The organism is Novosphingobium aureum (genome assembly GCF_015865035.1).
Classification (GTDB): Bacteria; Pseudomonadota; Alphaproteobacteria; order Sphingomonadales; family Sphingomonadaceae; genus Novosphingobium; species Novosphingobium aureum.
Genome location: NZ_JADZGI010000002.1, coordinates 97,688 through 115,947, shown reverse-complemented (window position 1 = coordinate 115,947; position 18,260 = coordinate 97,688). Strand labels below are relative to the sequence as shown.

The following is an 18,260-nucleotide window of genomic DNA, read 5'->3' as shown; positions in this document are numbered from 1 at the left end:
AGCGGAGGCGCTGGATCAGCCGTGACGCTTGGCCCAGATCGGCTGGCGGCCGTCGATCCCGGTCGCCTGATATACATTTTCCCAGCGTTCGAAGGCGGTCTTCGCATCGTCGGGATTGAGCGGGTGCTCGGGAGCAAAGGCATCGAAGCCGCAGCGGCGCAGATGACCGAGCATGTCGATCACAACGTCGCCGACTGCACGCAGCTCGCCGGTGTAGCCTGCCTCGCGCAGGATACGGGCCGAGGAATAGCCGCGCCCGTCGGTCCATGCCGGAAAGCTGACCTCGACGAGCGCGAGGCGTTCGAGCGAGGGCAGCAGGTCACGGGCATCGTCGCCCGGCTCGATGCGCACGGCGGTCGAGTTGCTCTGCTGGGTGAAAGCATCGACGGTCACGGCGGGGTCGTTGACGGCATCGTCGTCACGCAGGCGGAACTGAACTTCAACCATAGATGGCCTCCTTGAACGGCTCCATGCCGATGCGGCGATAGGTGTCGAGGAAGCGCTCCTCGCCCTGCTTGTTGGCGAGGTAGACGTTGATGGCCTTCTCGGTGGCGTCGACCACGCCGTCCTCGTCGAAGCCGGGGCCGGTGATCTTGCCCAGCGACGTGTCGGCGCCTTCCGAGCCGCCGAGCAGGAGCTGGTAGTTTTCCTTGCCCTTCTTGTCGACGCCAAGGATGCCGATGTGGCCCGCATGGTGGTGGCCGCAGGCATTGATGCAGCCCGAGATCTTGAGCTTGAGCTCGCCGATCTCGGCCTGGCGCTCGGCCGAACCGAAGCGCTCGGAGATCTTCTGCGCGACCGGGATCGAGCGCGCATTGGCGAGCGCGCAGTAGTCGAGCCCGGGGCAGGCGATGATGTCGCCGATGCTGTCGAGGTTGGCGGTCGAGAGCCCCGCCTCGTCGAGCGCCTTCCACACGGTGTAGAGATCGCTCTTTTTCACGTGCGGGAAGACGATGTTCTGTGCGTGGGTCACGCGCAGCTCATCGAAGCTGTAGTCCTTGGCCAGCTGTGCCATGAGGCGGATCTGGTCGCTGGTCGCATCGCCCGGAATACCGCCGATGGGCTTGAGCGAGACGTTGGCGATGACGTAGCCCGGCGTCTTGTGCGCATGGGTGTTGCGCTCGACCCACAGGCGGAAGTCGGGATCGGTGAGGTCCAGCTCGTCCGATGCATCGCTGTCGAAGGCGGGGTCGGTGAACATCGCCTTGATGCGCTCGAGCTCGGCCAGCGGCGGCTCGATCGGCTGGCTGGCGAGGTGGGCGAACTCCTCCTCGACCTGGCGCTTGTATTCCTCGAGGCCCAGTTCGTGGACGAGGATCTTGATACGCGCCTTGTACTTGTTGTCGCGGCGGCCATAGCGGTTGTAGACGCGTAGGCAAGCCTCGGAATAGGTGATCAGCTGGTCGAGCGGAACGAAGTCACGCAACTTCTTGGCGACGAAGGGCGTACGGCCCATGCCACCGCCGACGTGGAATTCGGCGCCGATCTCGCCGGCATCGTTCCTGACGATGCGGATGCCGATGTCGTGCAGGCGCATGGCCGCGCGATCGATCTCGCTCGCGATCACCGCGATCTTGAACTTGCGCGGCAGGACGAGGAATTCCGGGTGGAAGCTCGACCACTGGCGCAGGAGTTCCGCATAGGGGCGCGGATCGACAATTTCGTCGGCCGAAGCGCCCGCATACTGGTCGCAGGAGATGTTGCGGATGCAGTTGCCGCTGGTCTGGATGGCGTGCATCTCGACCTTGGCAAGATCGGCCAGCGCCTCGGGCGTGTCTTCCAGCTTGATCCAGTTGTACTGGATGTTCTGCCGCGTGGTGAAGTGTCCGTAGCCGCGGTCGTACTTGTCGGCGATGTCGCCGAGCACGGTCATCTGCGCAGCGTTGAGCGTGCCATAGGGCACCGCGACGCGCAGCATGTAGGCGTGGAGCTGGAGGTAGAGCCCGTTCTGCAGGCGCAGCGGCTTGAACTGGTCCTCGGTCAGCTCACCGGCGAGACGGCGACGCACCTGATCGCGGAATTCCTCGACGCGCGTCGCGACCATCTGCTGGTCGTATTCATCGTACTTGTACATCAGATCACCCAGTTCACGGCTTCGGGGTCGGAGGGCTTGAGCGTGAGATCGAGGCGCACGGTCGGACCGAAAGCGCGGATGCGCTCCTTGATGTGCGCGGGGCGCACCCCGTCTGCGTCCTTCTCGGCATCGACGACATAGGCGCCCACGACGTTCTGGGCACCTTCCTCGCGCGCGGCGATCTTGGCGCCGTCCTCGCCGGTATCGGCGGCCTCGGCGACGTCGAGCGACCAGCCAACGCCGGTCCACCAGATCACCGCCCCGCTCTTGAGGTCGTTGCCCGTCAGGATCTTCACAGTTCTGCCTCCAGCGCGCCGGCCATATCGAGGCGGGCGCGTAACGTGTGGTCGGATGGTTCGGCGGCGACGTCGCCGATGACGATGAGGGCCGGGCTCGCGACGGCCTCGCGCTCGACGAGCTCGGCAAGCCCGGCAAGGGGGCTGCGCAGCACGCGCATGTCAGCACGCGTCGCCTTCTCGATGACCGCGACAGGCACTTCCGGCGAGAGGCCGTCGGCGATCAGCTTGTCGCTGATCTGCGGCGCGGTGGCGAGGCCCATGAAGATGACGAGCGTACGGCCCTTGCCGGCGAGGCCTGACCAGTCCTGTTCGGACAGGCCCTTGCACTGGCCAGCGACGAAGCTGACGATCGAGGCATGGTCGCGGTGGGTGAGTGGGACCTGCGCCGCGGCGGAAGCACCCAGCGCGGAGGAGATGCCGGGGACAACCGCGACCGGTACACCGGCAGCGCGGCAGGCCTCTGCCTCTTCGCCGCCGCGGCCGAAGATGAAGGGGTCGCCGCCCTTGAGGCGGATCACGTCGCGTCCCTTGCGCGCTTCGGCGACGAGCAGGTCGTTGATCGCTTCCTGCTTCATGGTGTGGCGCGAGCGGCTCTTGGCGACCGAGACGAGACGCGCGCCGGGGCGCGCCATCTCGAGGATGCGGGCATCGACCAGGCCGTCGTGAACGATCACCTGCGCGTTCATGACCAGACGCGCGGCGCGCAGGGTCAGGAGGTCGGGATCGCCCGGACCGGCCCCTACGAGGTGCACGGTCCCCGTGCCTTGCGGCGCGATCGGGTGGTCAGGCGAAGGAAATTGCGGTTCCATGCCCGGCGAGATGGCGAAGTTGCGCCTGTCCTGCCAGCCAGAATGCCTTTGTGCGGCCTAAGGGCAGCTTTAGCGGCACCGTCGACCGGCGGCCTTGGGGAGGTTCCGGCGGGCCGACGGTGCGCGCTGCAGGGACTTCGTGCCGGCGTATCAGCCGTTCGCGGCGCGCAGTGCCGCCAGTTTCAGAGAGCCGGGCTCGTGCGCCACCAGTACGCTGGGGGCCTCGCCCGGGCGGCCGAGGTAATAGCCCTGTGCTTCCTGGCAGCCTTCGTTCACCAGCAGGTCGAAGTGCGAGGCGGTCTCGACGCCTTCGGCGAGCACGGGGATCGAGAGCGACTGGCCGAGCGCGAGCACCGCGCGGATGATCGCCCGGGCCTGCTCGTTCTGGTCCGACTGGAGCAGGAACGACTTGTCGATCTTGATCTTGTCGAAGGGGAACGAGTGGAGCGTGTCGAGCGAGGAATAGCCGGTACCGAAATCGTCCATCGCGATGGCAACGCCCAGCGCCTTGATCTGGCGCAGGTTGTGCAGGGCGCGGTCCTTGTCGGTGATGATCGCGCTTTCGGTGATCTCGAGCTCGAGGCGACGCGGGGAGAGGCCGGTCTCGAGCAGGATGCGGGTCACCAGCGCGGGCAGTTCGGGCTGGACCAGCTGGATCGGCGAGAGGTTGACCGCGACGCGATGGCTGTTGGGCCAGTTCGAAGCTTCGCGACAGGCCTCGCGCAGCACCCATTCGCCGATGGCCAGGATCTGCCCGGTTTCTTCTGCGATCGGGATGAACTCGACCGGCGAGATCGTTCCCGAGGTCGGGTGCCGCCAGCGCAGCAGCGCTTCGTAGCCCGACAGGCGTCCGTCGCTGATGAAGCACTGCGGCTGATAGAGCAGCGTCAGTTCATCGCGCTCGATCGCCTGGCGCAGGTCGTTGGCGAGCTTGCGGCGCGCGCGCGCATTCTCGTCCATGCTCGGCTCGTAGTAGCAGATCGTGTCGCCCAGCTGCGCCTTTGCGCGGTACATCGCGAGGTCGGCGTTGTTGAGCAGTGTCTCGCGCTCTTCACCGTCCGCGGGAAAGGCCGAGACGCCGATGCTCGCGCCGAAGTCGAGTTCCTGCTTGTCGTGCTCTACGGGCTGGGCGAAGCAGGCCTCGATCCGCGCGAGGAAGTCGGCCAGTTCGCTCTCGCTGGAATAGAGCTTGGCGATGCCGAACTCGTCGCCTCCGAGGCGAGAAGCGATCTCGTTCTCGCCGAGCACTGCGGAGATGCGGCTGGCCAGTTCGGTGAGCACCACATCGCCCCAGGCATGGCCGAAGGTGTCGTTGATGTCCTTGAAGCGGTCGAGGTCTATGACGCCGATCCCGAGGTTCTGGTCGCTGCGAGCGGCATGTTCGATGGCGTCGTCGAGCCAGATGTTGAAGCGGGTGCGGTTGGGCAGGCCGGTCAGCCCGTCGTGCATGGCCATATGCGCGATGCGCGCTTCCGAACGGCGCTGGTGTGTGATGTCGTCGAAGGTCGATACCCAGCCGCCGTCCGGCAGCCCTCGGCTGACCAGCGAGATCGCGAAGTCGTCGGAATAGGCGACGTGGATCGGGGTATGGTCAAGGTCGCGCACGCCCGCGTGGATGCGCTGGCAGCTCACCTCGATGCGGTCGGCAGAGGGGGCTTGGCCAAGCCGGCTGGTAAGCGCGATGACGATGAGCTCGCGCAGCGTGGTGCCGGGCGGGAGCGAATCTTCGTCGAGGCCGTACATCTCGAGGAAACGGGCATTGCGCAGGACCAGGCGTTCGTTTGCGTCGAAGAGGCACAGGCCCTGATGCATGTGACCGAGTGCTGCATCGCGCTGCCGGCCGATCTCGGCGATGCGGTCCTGGTCTGCCTTGAGCTGGGTGATGTCGCGCGTGATCTTGGCGAAGCCGACCAGTGCGCCCTTGTCGTCGTGGACCGCCTCGAGCGTGATCTCCGCCCAGAAGCGACTGCCGTCGCGGCGCATGCGCCAGCCGCGCCCGTGCCACTTGCCCTCGCGCTCGGCGGTGGCGAGGGTCTTCGCGGGCAGGCCGTCGGCGCGGTCCTCAGGGGTGTAGAAGGATGCGACCGACATGCCCAGGATCTCGTTGGCGCGATAGCCCTTGAGGCGTTCGGCACCGATATTCCAGCTCGATACATGGCCCGATGCATCGAGCATGTAGATCGCGCAGTCGGTGATGCCGCGCTGGAGCAGGGAGAACTGGCGCTCGCTCTCGCGCACCGATTTCTCGCTGCGCCTGGCCATGCCGAGGGCCAGTATGGCCACGATCACGACGCCCAGCGCGCAGGCGGAGACCAGGATCGCCATGGTGTTAGGAGCGATGAGCAGGCCGGAAGGGGATATGCGTTCGGGGGTCAGCGACAGTGCCGTCATACCGGTGAAGTGCAGGCCGACGACAGCCAGGGCTATAAATCCGGTACCGGCAAGCAGGGCGCGATGCCGGTCGCGACGCATCGCGAAATGCAGGGCGGGGACCAGTGGAACGATGGAGGCGATCACCGAGACAATCACGTAGCCAGCGTCCCAGTGCATGCGGGCCGGCAGTGTCAACGCGGCCATACCGCAATAGTGCATCGCACTGATGCCCAGGCCCATGATGATGGCCCCTGCTGCAATGCCGGAATTGAGCGGCATCGGCGAAGAAGAGTTGTCGCCTTGAGCGGCCTTGTAACTCGTTTCGACCGCCGCGCGCAGGGCTAGGCTGGTCGTCACGATGGGGATCAGCAAGGAGAGCAGCGTCAACGCCGGTGCATAGCCGGCGATCATGCCGGGGGTATAACCGAGCATGGCTATGAAATGGGTTGCCCAGATACCGAACCCGGCGCTGGCGCCGGCCGCCAGTAGCCAGTAGCGCGCGGGCCCGCGCCGCACTTGCTTGGCCTTCTGGATGAGCAGGACACTGGTCAGCGCGGCCATGACGCATACGCTTGCGGCAAGCAGCACGAACTTAGGGTCGTGGGCGTCCCGAATGCAGAGCAGGATATCTAGCAATGTTTGCAACCCGATTCTTGTTTCTGGTGCCGGATTACGGGATGGCCGGTTACAAAGTTGTAAACTGCTAATTCTCAATTGGTTTTCGCAATGGAGGAGGTCGGTTTCGACCTGATTGCCAGGTAGTCTGTCTGGAGCGCTCCAAGAGCGTTCCGGAGCATTTTTCCGGTATTGTGCAGCGCTGCCCAATGGGCTCGGTCTCCACCTCCTCGGTAAGGTCCGTTAGTCGCAGGACTTGATCGGTTCGGGCCCGTGCTAACCGAATCTTAACTCGGCAAGCCGACGATCCGGGCACAATCCGGAGGACTCTTGATGCCGATCGCGGCCCATTTCGAAACGACGGCCAATGCTGGCGGGAGCGGTGAAGCTTCCGTGCAAGGTGGCGCTACGCCCGAAGTCGGCAAGCCGCGCGATGCGCGTCGTCGTCTGTTGCTGGAGACGCAGGGTACGTTTGCGAGCGGCAGCGAAAGCGGGGTATCTGTCCATAATCTCAGCCGCACCGGCATCCTGCTCGAGACCTCCGTCTCGCTGGAGATCGGCGAGATTTTCGAGTTAACGCTCCCAGAGGCCGGTGCGACGCGTGCCCGGGTGGTCTGGGCCAGCGACAGGCTCTACGGCTGCGCCTTCGATTCGGCGCTTTCCGAAGCCGTGCTGAGCGCATCACAGCTGCGCAGCGCGGTTCAGGGGCACGCCGGGGTCCTGCCCGAAGCACCCAAGCCGGCTCCCGCGACCGCGATGATCGGCGGCGAATCACTGGGCGAGCGGATCTACCGCCTGCGCAAGCTCAAGGGGCTCACGCAAGGCGAACTGGCCGCACGTCTCGGGGTTAGCAAGCCGACCGTATGGGCCTGGGAGCAGGGGCGTGCCAGGCCGATCGAGGAGCGCATGGGCGCCATCGCCGAAGTGCTCGGCGTGGAGAGCGACGATCTGCGTCCCGACCGCTTCACGCCGGGGCTGTCGGACGTCGTGTCGCGCTGCCGTGACCAGATTGCCTCGGTGGTCGAGACGACCCCGGACAAGGTCCGGATCATGATCGAGTTGTGATCGACGTGGTGTCCCGAGAGGGCTTGTCCTCGGTCGGTCGCCTATGGAGTTTCGCTTAGAATACAGGGTTCGTTTGCAAAGCAGGCGTTGTGGTAGTACTTGTTCAGGAAATATTAGGGTAAGCATAGCGTTAAATTAGGTGTGTTAACTTATCAGTATAACTAACCTGACTATACGTATTGTGTCATCCCCCATGTTCGGGTTGTCGTTTCTTGAGTGGTCGTCGTAGTGACAGGTTCGGGTATTCTTCCAGTTTTGCGTCCCGGGGCTCTTCGTCTGAGCCGGGCGCTCTGCGCGGCGGCAGTACGCGGTGGACAGGACCGGAGCGCAAGGACGCTGCCGGTATGATGGCGAGCCTCACCTCCAACGAAGGTGTCACGCTGTACCGCATGCTGGCGGAGAGCAGTTCCGACATCCTGCTCAAGACCGACTTGCGCGGCTACATCGTCGATGCCTCGCCAGCGATCGCGCAGCTTGGTTTCGAACGACCCGACGCGCTCGCCGGACGCCACTTTCTCGATCTCGTCTACGAGGATGCGCGCGAACCGGTCGCCAGTGCCCATGGAGCCGCCGTGGCCGGGCACGAGGTGCGCGAGTGGATCGAATTTCCCGCCGTGACCAGTGACGAGCGCGAGAGCTGGTTCGAAATCCGCTCCAGCGCGCTGCGCGACGAGACCGGCGAGGTCTACGGCGTACTCTCGATCATGCGCAGCATCGACGAGCGGCGCTCGCTCAAGGAACAGCTCTTCGCTGCGACCCATACCGATCCGCTTACCGGGCTGACCAACCGTGGCGCCTTCGTCTCGATGCTCGAGTTCATGATCGAACGCGACATGGATGGCGGGCTCGCGCTGTTCTCGATCGACTTCTTCCGTTCGATCAACATCAAGTACGGCCAGCATACCGGCGACAAGGTGCTATGCGTATTCGCCGATCTCCTGCGCGAGATGCTGCGCTCGGACGACATCATCTCGCGCATCGGTTCGGACCGTTTCGCGGTTCTTCTGCCGCGGACCTCGCCCGAGCAGGCCGAGGCGATCTGCCAGCGCGTGGTCACGACATTGGCCGAACTGCGGCCCAAGGTCGGTGATTGCGAATTCGCGCTGACCGCGAGCGCCAGCGTGGCGCGGATCGCAGGGACGCTCGATTCCTCGATCGAGCGCGCCGAACTCGCTCTCTTCGCCGCCAAGACCAAGGGGCGAAACCGGCTCGAAATGGAGCTGGGCGAGCGTCGTCGCTAAGGCGATCGTTTTAGCCGGACCTCGCGAAAAGCGCTAACCTCTATGCTTGTAGACCTGCTGCAATCGCCCTGAGTTCAGGGGCGCTGGTCATCTTCGCGCGCATTGCGTTCGCGCATGACCTCGATGAACTCGCGCATGGTGTCATTGGTGCGCAGATTGATGTCGCGCTGGGGGAAGGGAATCTCGATCCCGTGCTCCTGGAACAGGTGCCACAAGGTCTTGAGTACCTCGGAACGCACGTTGCCGATGCCTTCTTCGGGGTCGGTGATCCAGCAATGGATTATGAAGTTGACCGAGCTGTCGCCGTAGGATTCCAGCCAGGCGGTCGGCGGCGGTGCCTTGAGAATGCGCTTCACCGAACCTGCCGCCTGCAGCATCAGCTCCTCCGCCTTGGTGATGTCGGCGTTGTAGGAGACCCCGACCGGCACCTGGATGCGCACGTTCTTGCTCGAATAGGACCAGTTCTCAACCTGCGTAACCATCAGGTTTTCGTTCGGGATCAGGTATTCTTTTTGGTCGCGGGTGGTCAGCGAGACCGCGCGGATGCCGATCCGGCGGATCTGCCCGAAGGTCGAGTTTCCTGCCTGATCGGTGATGGCGATGACGTCGCCGGGCTTGATGGACTTGTCCATCAGCAGGATGATGCCGGCGATCAGGTTGCCGAAGGTCTTCTGGAGGCCGAAGCCGATGGCGAGGCCGAAAGCACCAGAAAACACGGTCAGCGCTGTCAGGTCGATACCCAGCACGTCGATCCCGACGAGGATCGCAATGCCCCATATCATCAGGCTGAGCATCTTCTCGATCAGCAGGCGCTGGGTCATGTCGAGCCGTGTCGCCTTGACCAGCAGGCGATGGGCCAGCTTGCTGACCGCCCATGCCACCGAGATCACCAGCGCCAGCACGATCAGGATCACGGTGAGATCCCAGGCGGACACGCGGATCGTCCCGATCTGTACGGCGAGGCTGTCGAGCGTATTGACGATGTCGCCGAAGGTCGTGCTGCGCGATGCGAGCGCGTCTCGCAACCCGTCGGCACCGGCGATCGGCTGGTCGACCTGTTCGACCACTGCCGGCGTGCCGCTCATCATGTCCCTGGGCACTTCGCTGGCTTCGGGCAAGGGCGCTGCGGCTCCACCGGTGAGCATGGTCATCCTTCCTTCCATGCGGCGAGTGCCTGCTCGATGTCTGCGATCAGGTCGTCGGGGTCCTCGAGGCCGATGGCAAGGCGCACTGCATGGCGATCGTCGGCGCTGGTGCCGTCCCAGCCCTGTGGCCAGGGCATCCGTTCGCGCAGACTGCGCGGGTCGATCGGCAGGGCAAGGCTTTCATAGCCACCCCATGAAAAACCGATGCCGAACAGGCGCAGCGCATCGACGAAGCGGTTGCGGGCCGATGCCGTCCCGCCGCGGAAGACGAAGCTGAACAGCCCGCATCCACCGGTGAAGTCGCGCTTCCAGGTCTCGTGTCCGGGGCTGCCCGGGAGCATCGGGCACAGCACTTGCGCGACTTCCTCGCGCTGGCTCAGGAATCGCGCCACCTTGAGCGCGCTCTGGGTTTCCTGTTGCAAGCGGACGTGCAGGGTCCGCAAACCGCGCAGGGCGAGGGCTGCATCGTCTGGCGAGACCACCGTTCCCAGTTGCTGTGCGCGCTTGCGCAACGCCGCGTAGAGTTCGGGGCCTGCGCTGGCGCTGCCCATCATCAGGTCGGAGTGCCCCCCCACGTGCTTGGTCAACGCCATCAGGACGACATCGACGCCTTTCTCGAGCCCGGCAAAGCCCAGCGGCCCGGCCCAGGTATTGTCGAGCACCGATGTCGCGCCCTTGTCGCGCGCGATAGCGGCAAGACGCGGCACGTCGCACACTTCCATGGTGAGGCTGCCGGGGGCTTCGAGCAGCACCACGCGGGTGCGTTCGCAGAAGGCGGACTCGTAGGCGGCGATGTCGAGCGGATCGAAGAAACGCGGTTCGATGCCGAAGTCGGCGAGCAGGCCGGTACCCATCGAGCGGCTGGGATCATAGGCGTTGTCGCTGATCAGCATGACGTCGCCGGGGCGCAGCAGGGTCAGCATGACCCCGGAGATCGCGGCAACGCCCGAAGGATAGAGCACGGTGCCTGCTGCACCCGGTTCAAGCGTGGTCAGCGCATCGCACAGTGCCCATTGCGTGGGCGCGCCGCGCCGACCGTAGTGGAAGCGCCCGTCCTCGTTGTGGCGCGCCGTCGCGCCGAGTGCCGCAGTGTTTTCGTAAAGGTGGGTGGATGCGCGCCAGACCGGCGGATTGACCACCGCGCCGGTCCATTCCTTGCGCCGTCCGGCGCCCACGACCCTGGTACCCGTCCTGGCCTTTTCTAGATCGGCATTTGCGCTCAAGGTATTCTCCGCATTGGCTTTGCCATAGCCTAGCGGGCGCGCGGGCAAGGGTCGAGGGGCGAGATCGCCGATCAGGCCGCCAGGAATGCGTCCCGCGAGAGAGAGCGGCGCCTGCCCGCCTCGATTTCCTGCGCGACAAGCCCGCCAACCTCGCGCGGTCCGCTGTCGATCCGGATCGGGGCAATGGCCCGACCCTCGCCAGGCAGTCCGATCGCGAAGACGCAGCCCAGTTCTAGGCGTGGCAGGCCAGGGGTAGGCAAGGGGGCAGGCTGGGAAGCGGAGGGCTCCTCGTCCAGGAATGCGAGGCGCACCAGTGGCACCATGAAGGCGCCATTGCCGTCGCGAACCGGGCGGATCGCGGCGAGTGGAATTTGCAGCTCGCCGGTCACGATCTGGCTTTGCCCGCGCGCCAGCGGTGAGATCGACCCGATCTCGGTGAGGGTCTCAACTGCCGGTGCCAGCTGGGCTTCCTTGCCGAGGCTGCCATGCGCCGAAATCATGTCGGCAAGCAGCCGTGCGGGCGGAATCTCGGTCTCCGCGGTAATTTGGAGGCGGAAGCGCAAGGTCGCGTAGACCAGTGAGAGGCGCAGAGAAAGCGGATCGAAGGCCAGTTCGCCGCTGGCGCGCGGGGGCGCTGGCACGTCGCCGGTCTCGCTCGCGCTGGCAGGGCGAGACGGAGCAGCGGGCAGTGTAGCGGGCGTAGCACGAGCGCGCGATGAGGGCGGCTCGCGCTCGGAGCTGGTATTGCCGTGAGCTTCGCGGTTTGCTTCGGGCACGCTCACCGCCGCGCGGCGCTTGCGCATGACGTAGGCAGCGAGGCCGAGGCCTGCAACGACGCCCGCCGGTATCGCCGGCCACCATGGCCATTCGTTCTTGGGCTCGGGTGGGCTTGCTGTTGCTGCAGGGGCGCGCGCGAAGGTTGCCGGAGCGGCAGATCTCGGTTCGGGGGCAGCTGCCTCCTTTGCCGGGGGCTGGGCTGGTGCTGCTTCGGGGGTCTCGTCTCGTGCCGTGGTGGCAGCCTCGATAGGCCGGGCCTCGGTCGAGGGCGTGACTCGCGGGGCTGGTGCCGATGGCGATGCCGATGCGCGCGGCGTGGCGCGGCTCGTGGGGGCATCGGGCTGCACGGTGACGGGGCGGGGCGCTACGGCTTTTTCGGTGCCGGTGGCGGGGGCACTGGAGGGAGCAGCCGAAGGCAATGCCTTTACCGGTGCGGGCAGCTTAGGGTCTGCGGGTTGCGAACCCGTGCGAGGCCGCGTGCTCGGGTCGAGCGGATCGACGGGGCCGGTGATCGCCGGCGTGCTCGCGCTGGCCTCGGGCTCGGGCAGGCTCCAGCCTTTCAACGATGTCTGGCCATGGGCCTGCGCCGCGCATACGAGCATGGCAGGCGCGATCACGCCGATTGCGACCAGGCCCGCATTTGGGCCGGTGGACTGTCTGAAATTTCCCCTCATTGCACGACAGGTTCAAGGCATGTCGCGCTGAACCGCATGTTAATGGGGGCATCGTCCGCCGGCACATGCGCCGAGGCGTGTCCGGTCGACGTTGTAAGGCTTCAGTCGCTCACGGGACACGTAGATTGCACTGAGCCGCCCGAGCGCCGATCAAGAGGTCCTGATCGACATTGATGCTCGGGACTTGTCACAGGCCGCGCTTGGAGTCATGGCCTCAAGGCATGACCGACTCTACCGCTAATCCGCTTCACCTCGGCCGCCAGAGCGAGCTCCCGGCCTCGCCCGAGCAGGCCGTGCTCGATTACGTGCCCAACCCGCGCGATGCGGCACTGTACATGGTGCGCTTTGCAGCGCCGGAGTTCACCTCGCTGTGTCCTGTCACCGGGCAACCCGATTTCGCGCATCTCGTGATCGATTATGCGCCGGACAAGACCATCGTCGAATCCAAGAGCCTCAAGCTCTTTCTCGGCTCGTTCCGCAATCACAACGGTTTTCACGAGGATGTGACGGTGGGCATCGGTCAGCGGTTGTTCGACGAGATGAAGCCGCACTGGCTGCGCATCGGCGGCTACTGGTATCCGCGCGGCGGCATTCCGATTGACGTTTTCTGGCAGTCGGGGCCGGTACCCAATGGATTGTGGGTGCCCGATCAGGGGGTCCAGGGCTATCGCGGTCGCGGCTGAGGCGCGCTAGAGGCCGATACGCCTTGGATTTACCGCGTCAGTTCGCGGCGAGCTGGATGCGCTGATTGATGCGCGTGAGGTCGAAAGTGCGCTTGCCGATAGAGGCGAGCGTGCTCGAGGGCATGCACTGGGCATAGACGGTCGGAGCATCGGCGCGCATCGCGGCGTCGGTTTCCAAAGCATCGTCCAGCTTGCCGGTACATTCCTGGCTTGTCTCGTAAGTCTGCACGGGGGTCTCGAGCCGCTGACAGACAGTCCCGTCGTCGCTGCAGCCGAACAGGGCGAGGGCGATGAGAGTGGCGCTCATGTGGTTTTCTCCTTCCTTGCAAGACAAACGGCTGAACGCGCAGAAATATCCCGGAAAAAGATTCATTTAGTTGCAAGCGAGTGCGCGAAGGCTGCTGCCGTGACCTGTGCATTTCGCGATTGGCAACGCGTAGCTCACGTTTTCGCATGGGCTGTCTGCGCAAGGCCGGGCATGGACGATTAACCACTGGAACCGACACGGGTTTGGCGCGTAGTAGTGCGACCCATGGATAACACCAAAGCTAAGCTCATCATCCGCGAAGCGACCGTCGACGATGTCCCGGCGATCGCGCGCCTTTCGGTCAAGGTCTATGGCCGTGCCGATAGCTTCACCCGCGCCGAGCTGCGCGGCCAGATCATCAACTTCCCCGAGGGGCAGTTCGTGGCCGAGTACGAGGGCACCATCGTCGGCCATTGCGCGACGATGATCATCACCGCCGACCTCGCCTTCAAGCCGCATACTTGGGAAGAAATCACGAACGGTGGCTACGGTCGCATTCCCGATCCCGACGGTGACGTGCTCTACGGCTTCGAGGTCTGCGTGGACCCCGACTACCGCCGCCTGCGCATCGGCCAGCGCCTCTATCGCAAGCGCAAGGAGCTGTGCCAGCACTTCGAGCTCAAGGGCATCGCCTTTGCAGGACGCATGCCGGGCTACGCGCGGCGAAAGCGCACTTATCCCAATCCCACCGACTACCTGCAGGCGGTGATGGATAAGAAGGTGCGCGACCAGGTCATCAACTTCCAGATGAACGGCGGTTTCGAGCCGCGCGGGATCCTGCGCGACTACATCCCCAAAGATAAGGACAGCGGCGGCAACGCGGTCCTGATGTACTGGACCAACCCACTCGCCCCGCGCGACACCGGCAAGTCGGTGCCCGGCCTCAAGGAACGCGTGCCCTCGCAGGTACGCGTGGCCACCGTCCAGTTCATGATGCGCAAGATCGAATCGATCGACGATTTCGAGGAGCAGGTCGAGTACTGGGTCGACGTCGCCGCCGACTACGAGAGCGACTTTGTCGTCTTTCCCGAGCTGTTCACGCTGGCGCTGCTCTCGACCGACAACCGCAAGCTGCAGCCGGTCGAGGCGATCGAGAAGGTGGCGACCTATACCGAGCGTTTCGTCAAGTTCATGCAGAACATGGCGGTGAGCTACAACATCAACATCGTCGGCGGCTCGCATCCTACCCGCATCGATCTCGAAGATGGCAAGAGCGAGATCCGCAACATTGCCTATACCTTCCTGCGCGACGGCTCGGTGCACGAATCGCAGAAGCTCCACCCCACGCCGTCCGAGGCCAAGTGGTGGAACATCAAGGGCGGCTATGGTGCCAACGTCATCCCGACCGACTGCGGCCCGATCGGGGTCATGGTCTGTTACGACAGCGAATTTCCCGAGCTCGCCCGCCACCTCGTCAACCAGGGCGCGCTGATGCTCTTCGTGCCCTTCTGCACCGACGAGCGGCGCGGGTACCTGCGCGTGCGCTACTGCTGCCAGGCCCGTGCGGTCGAGAACCAGTGCTATGTCGTGACCTCGGGCGTCGTCGGCAATCTGCCCAATGTCGAGAACATGGACGTGCACTATGCCGAAAGCGCGATCCTCACGCCTTCGGACTTCCCGTTCTCGCGCGACGGCGTGGCTGCGGACACCGCACCCAACACCGAGACCATCGCGATTGCCGACCTCTCGCTCGACTCGCTGCTGACCGCGCGCCAGTCGGGCGCGGTGCGAAACTTGCGCGACCGCCGCTTCGACCTCTACCGTGTCGAGTGGACGCAGGCGCAGGGCTGAGGCACAAGGCCCGACATGATGCTGCCCGGACTTCACGCCGCAAGCGCGATGGTGCTTGCGATTGCCATGTTCTATGGCTTCATCAACGGCAGGTTGCGCGTCGAGATCGTCTCGCTGCTGACCATTGGCGCCATCGCGCTGCTGCTCTACGTCCTGCCGATGCCGGGCGAGGACAAGTACGCCGGGCTCGAGCTCGCCTTCGAGGGCTTCGGGCACTACGCGCTGGTCACCATCTGTTCGCTAATGATCCTCGGGCGCGGGCTCGTGGTGACCGGCGCGCTCGATCCGGCGGCGCGCTCGCTGGCGCGGATATGGCGGTACAACAAGAGCCTGGGGCTCCTGTTCACGCTGGTCGTGTGCCTGTTCATGTCGATGCTCATCAACGACACCCCTGTGCTGGTGCTGATGATCCCGATTCTCGCGCAGATGGCGATGCGCGGCGGGATGCCGGCTTCCAAGACGCTGATCCCGGTCAATGCCGCGATCCTGATCGGGGGCATGTCGACCACCATCGGCACCTCGACCAACCTGCTCGTCGTCTCGATCGCGCAGGACCTGGGCATGCGCTCGCTCACCGTGTTCCACTTCACCCCGATCGTGCTGAGCGCGATGATCCTCGCGCTGCCCTACCTGTGGCTGGTCATGCCCAAGCTGCTGCCCGACAACACCAGGACGGTATCGGTCGAGAGCCGCCGCTTCCTCGCGAAGCTGCGCATGGCCCAGGAAAGCCCGGTACGCGGCAAGACCATCGAGGAAGTGCGCGGGATCGCCGCTGACGACGTCACCGCCTGGCTGCCGCCAGGAAATCGCGGTCATGTCGGACGCCGGCTGCTGGTCGAGGGTACCTACGACGGACTGCGTGAGACCGCGCGCAAGATGTCGGCCTCGCTCGCGCCGACCTGGCTGGTCGAGCGGATCAACGCCGATTCCGGACGCACCGGCAAGGACCTGATGGTCGCCGAAATGATCGTCGCGCCCGACAGCCGCCTGATAGGGCTGACGCCGAGCACTGCGGGCTTCGAAGGCATCGCCATGCTGGGCATCCACCATGCCCGGCAGCCCTTGCGCGATACCCGCCAGCATTCGCCCGACGCGACGATGATGGAGGGCGACGTCCTGCTGATGATGGGCATGCCCGAGGAACTGCGCCAGTTCGCGCAGAACGAGGGGCTGCTCCAGATCGAGGGCAGCGAGGAAATCGCGCGCTCGGGCAAGGCTCTGCTCGCGGTCGCGATCATGGCCGGCGCAGTCGGGCTCGCCAGCCTCGGGCTGGTTCCGATCGCGATCTCTGCGCTCTCCGGCGCGATCCTGATGTTCGCCACCGGCTGTGTGCGCTTCGAGCGGGTCGGGCGTGCCTTGTCGGCGCAGGTCATCGTGCTCGTCGCGGCCTCGATCGCCATTGGCAAGTTCATCCTCGTGTCGGGTGCGGCGGCCTGGCTTGGGGGGCTGCTTTCGAGCGGGCTGCAGTATCTCCCGCCGGCAGGCGTTCTGGCCGCGATCATGGTCTTCGTGACCATGCTCACGAACTTTGCCTCGAACACCGCTGCGGCTGCGGTCGGCACCCCGATCGCCTTCAACATCGCGCAGCAGCTCGACATGCCTGCCGAGCCGCTGGTGCTTGCCGTGCTGTTCGGCTGCAACCTGTGCTACGCGACACCGGTCGCCTACCAGACCAACATGATGATCCTGACCGAGGGCGATTACACCTTTGCCGACTACTTGCGCTCGGGCATTCCGCTGGTGCTGATCATGGTCGCGGCGCTCTCTACCTCACTGGTGTTCTGGTACGGCATCTGAGCCTTGCCTATTTGAGCAGTCCCGCGCGCAGGTCCTGCGCGGGAGGCAGGCCGTAGTGGCACAGGTCCGCCACGCCCTCGATCGCGTCCTCGCCGAAGCATTGCGACAGCGCGATCACCTGCGCGCGCACGTGCTTGCCGCTGGCGAGGGAGTAGAACGCCTTGACCGTCGGCAGCTCGGGGGCATCGGGTGACTGGTCTATGACCATCGCGATCCGCTGCGAACGCAGGACCACGAAGGCGCCGACCGGGTAGACCCCGAGGGCCTCCTTGAAGCGGGCGAGGATATCGGCGTCGAAGGCGCTTGCGCGTTCCATCAGCCACTGCATGGCCTCGGCCGGGTCCAGCGCGGTGTCTTCGCCGGCCCCTGAGACAAGCAGGTCGTAACGGTCGCAGATCGAGGCCATGCGCGAGAACACGTCGAGATCGCGTGCGTCGAGGCCCTGCGGGAAGCCGCTGCCGTCGAGCCTTTCATGGTGGCGCATGGCAACCTGAAGGACTTCATCGGGCACGTCGTCGGCGGCGGCAAGCATCTCGCGCCCGACCACGCAGTGACGCCCGCGCAGTTCCGCCCGGGCACGGTCCATGGCCTCGCAGCCTGTTTCATCGCGGGCGATTGCAGCCAGATCCGTATCGACCTTGGCCAGTCCGACGTCGAGCAACAGTCCGGCCATGCCTGCCAGCCGGGTCTCGCCCGGAGGCAGCCGCATCTGCCGCGCGAGGCTCACCATCAGCGCGCTGACCGAGAGCATGTGCTGGTAGGCTGCCTCGCTGTCGGACTTGCACAGCATGAGTCCCGAGAAGGCATAGGGATTGCGCTGGATCGAGGCGAAGATGTCCTCGACCAGCGGGGCGACATCGGCAACGCGCGGCGACTTGCCGAGCCGTGCTTCGAGGAAGACCTTCGAGATCGCCTTGCGCGCCCGACCCGCAGCCAGGCGTGCATTGCCGAATTCACGTGCGATCGGAACCGGCCCCGAGCGCGGTGCCCGTCCCGCGATGCGAACGGCAGGCGGGCGCGCTATGGGCTGCTCGGTCGCATGCGAAGAGGCGGAAGCCGTGCTGACGAGTTCGGCGAGGCGACGCCGGGCGGTGGTTCCTTGCGTTGCCAGCGAAGGCGGGGGGCGGGTATCGGCGGGGTCGGGTGCCAGGTCGCGGCCGCGTGCGGTATCGATCACCACGGCTGCGAGGCGTCCCTTGCGGATCGCGGAGAGCCGATCCTCGTCATCTACGAGAAACTGCGTGCGCCAGAACGGATGGTTGAGCCAGCCACCCTCGAAGGCATGGACGAACATGCCCAGCTCTACCTGTCCCGGTGCGATGCGCCTGAGTGTCATGATGAAGTCCCGTCCTGCACGCATCTTCTTGGCAAACCATCGCTTAGGGCA

General features: G+C 65.2%; 15 protein-coding genes. 5 read left to right on the top strand and 10 right to left on the bottom strand.

The window, feature by feature from the left end; translation table 11 throughout:
• Positions 1–15: 15 nt before the first annotated feature.
• From I5E68_RS13705 to I5E68_RS13685, 5 genes are all read right to left on the bottom strand, one after another.
• The gene (locus tag I5E68_RS13705) at positions 16–447 is read right to left on the bottom strand and encodes a DUF934 domain-containing protein (protein WP_197165016.1); all 432 of its coding nucleotides are present in this window, start codon (positions 445–447) and stop codon (positions 16–18) included.
• Positions 440–2,074, bottom strand: coding sequence for a nitrite/sulfite reductase (locus I5E68_RS13700; protein WP_197165014.1), 1,635 nt, complete (start codon positions 2,072–2,074; stop codon positions 440–442). The genes I5E68_RS13705 and I5E68_RS13700 overlap by 8 nt, the downstream gene beginning before the upstream one ends.
• Entirely contained in the window at positions 2,074–2,370 is a 297-nt protein-coding gene (locus tag I5E68_RS13695) for a DUF2849 domain-containing protein (protein ID WP_197165012.1), read from the bottom strand. Before I5E68_RS13695 ends, I5E68_RS13700 begins: the two co-directional genes overlap by 1 nt.
• On the bottom strand, positions 2,367–3,182 hold the full coding sequence (gene cobA, locus I5E68_RS13690; RefSeq protein WP_197165009.1) for a uroporphyrinogen-III C-methyltransferase: 816 nt from the start codon (positions 3,180–3,182) through the stop codon (positions 2,367–2,369). Before cobA ends, I5E68_RS13695 begins: the two co-directional genes overlap by 4 nt.
• Positions 3,183–3,332: 150 nt before the next feature.
• Positions 3,333–6,143: a bifunctional diguanylate cyclase/phosphodiesterase gene (locus I5E68_RS13685; RefSeq protein ID WP_323982177.1), complete on the bottom strand. Its 2,811-nt coding sequence runs from the start codon at positions 6,141–6,143 to the stop codon at positions 3,333–3,335.
• Between the two features lie 360 nt (positions 6,144–6,503).
• On the opposite strand from I5E68_RS13685, the gene I5E68_RS13680 reads away from it, so the two are divergent.
• Together I5E68_RS13680 and I5E68_RS13675 are read left to right on the top strand one after the other, a co-directional pair.
• Positions 6,504–7,235 (top strand): helix-turn-helix domain-containing protein, encoded by a 732-nt coding sequence (locus tag I5E68_RS13680; protein ID WP_197165007.1) that lies wholly within the window; start codon positions 6,504–6,506, stop codon positions 7,233–7,235.
• 344 nt (positions 7,236–7,579) lie between these two features.
• A complete protein-coding gene (locus I5E68_RS13675; protein ID WP_197165005.1) occupies positions 7,580–8,476 on the top strand; it encodes a GGDEF domain-containing protein in 897 nt (298 codons plus the stop codon).
• A 74-nt stretch (positions 8,477–8,550) separates the two neighbouring features.
• Here I5E68_RS13675 and I5E68_RS13670 read toward each other — a convergent pair whose 3' ends face one another.
• From I5E68_RS13670 to I5E68_RS13660, 3 genes are all read right to left on the bottom strand, one after another.
• Positions 8,551–9,564, bottom strand: coding sequence for a mechanosensitive ion channel family protein (locus tag I5E68_RS13670; protein ID WP_228727235.1), 1,014 nt, complete (start codon positions 9,562–9,564; stop codon positions 8,551–8,553).
• 59 nt (positions 9,565–9,623) lie between these two features.
• Entirely contained in the window at positions 9,624–10,844 is a 1,221-nt protein-coding gene (gene metC, locus I5E68_RS13665; protein WP_197165001.1) for a cystathionine beta-lyase, read from the bottom strand.
• 71 nt (positions 10,845–10,915) lie between these two features.
• Positions 10,916–12,238 (bottom strand): hypothetical protein, encoded by a 1,323-nt coding sequence (locus I5E68_RS13660; RefSeq protein WP_197164999.1) that lies wholly within the window; start codon positions 12,236–12,238, stop codon positions 10,916–10,918.
• A 278-nt stretch (positions 12,239–12,516) separates the two neighbouring features.
• Between I5E68_RS13660 and queF the strand changes: the two genes are divergently transcribed.
• Positions 12,517–12,978, top strand: coding sequence for a preQ(1) synthase (gene queF, locus I5E68_RS13655; RefSeq protein ID WP_197164997.1), 462 nt, complete (start codon positions 12,517–12,519; stop codon positions 12,976–12,978).
• 37 nt (positions 12,979–13,015) lie between these two features.
• On the opposite strand, the gene I5E68_RS13650 is transcribed toward queF, so the two are convergent.
• The gene (locus tag I5E68_RS13650; protein WP_197164995.1) at positions 13,016–13,285 is read right to left on the bottom strand and encodes a hypothetical protein; all 270 of its coding nucleotides are present in this window, start codon (positions 13,283–13,285) and stop codon (positions 13,016–13,018) included.
• Positions 13,286–13,510: 225 nt separating this feature from the next.
• Here I5E68_RS13650 and I5E68_RS13645 point away from each other — a divergent pair, with 225 nt between their 5' ends.
• Positions 13,511–15,076 carry a carbon-nitrogen hydrolase family protein gene (locus I5E68_RS13645; RefSeq protein ID WP_197164993.1) on the top strand — a complete coding sequence of 522 codons (1,566 nt, stop codon included), beginning with the start codon at positions 13,511–13,513 and terminating at the stop codon, positions 15,074–15,076.
• 15 nt (positions 15,077–15,091) lie between these two features.
• Entirely contained in the window at positions 15,092–16,873 is a 1,782-nt protein-coding gene (locus I5E68_RS13640; RefSeq protein ID WP_197164991.1) for an SLC13 family permease, read from the top strand.
• A gap of 7 nt (positions 16,874–16,880) precedes the next feature.
• On the opposite strand, the gene I5E68_RS13635 is transcribed toward I5E68_RS13640, so the two are convergent.
• Positions 16,881–18,209 (bottom strand): HD-GYP domain-containing protein, encoded by a 1,329-nt coding sequence (locus tag I5E68_RS13635; RefSeq protein WP_197164989.1) that lies wholly within the window; start codon positions 18,207–18,209, stop codon positions 16,881–16,883.
• Positions 18,210–18,260 lie beyond the last annotated feature (51 nt).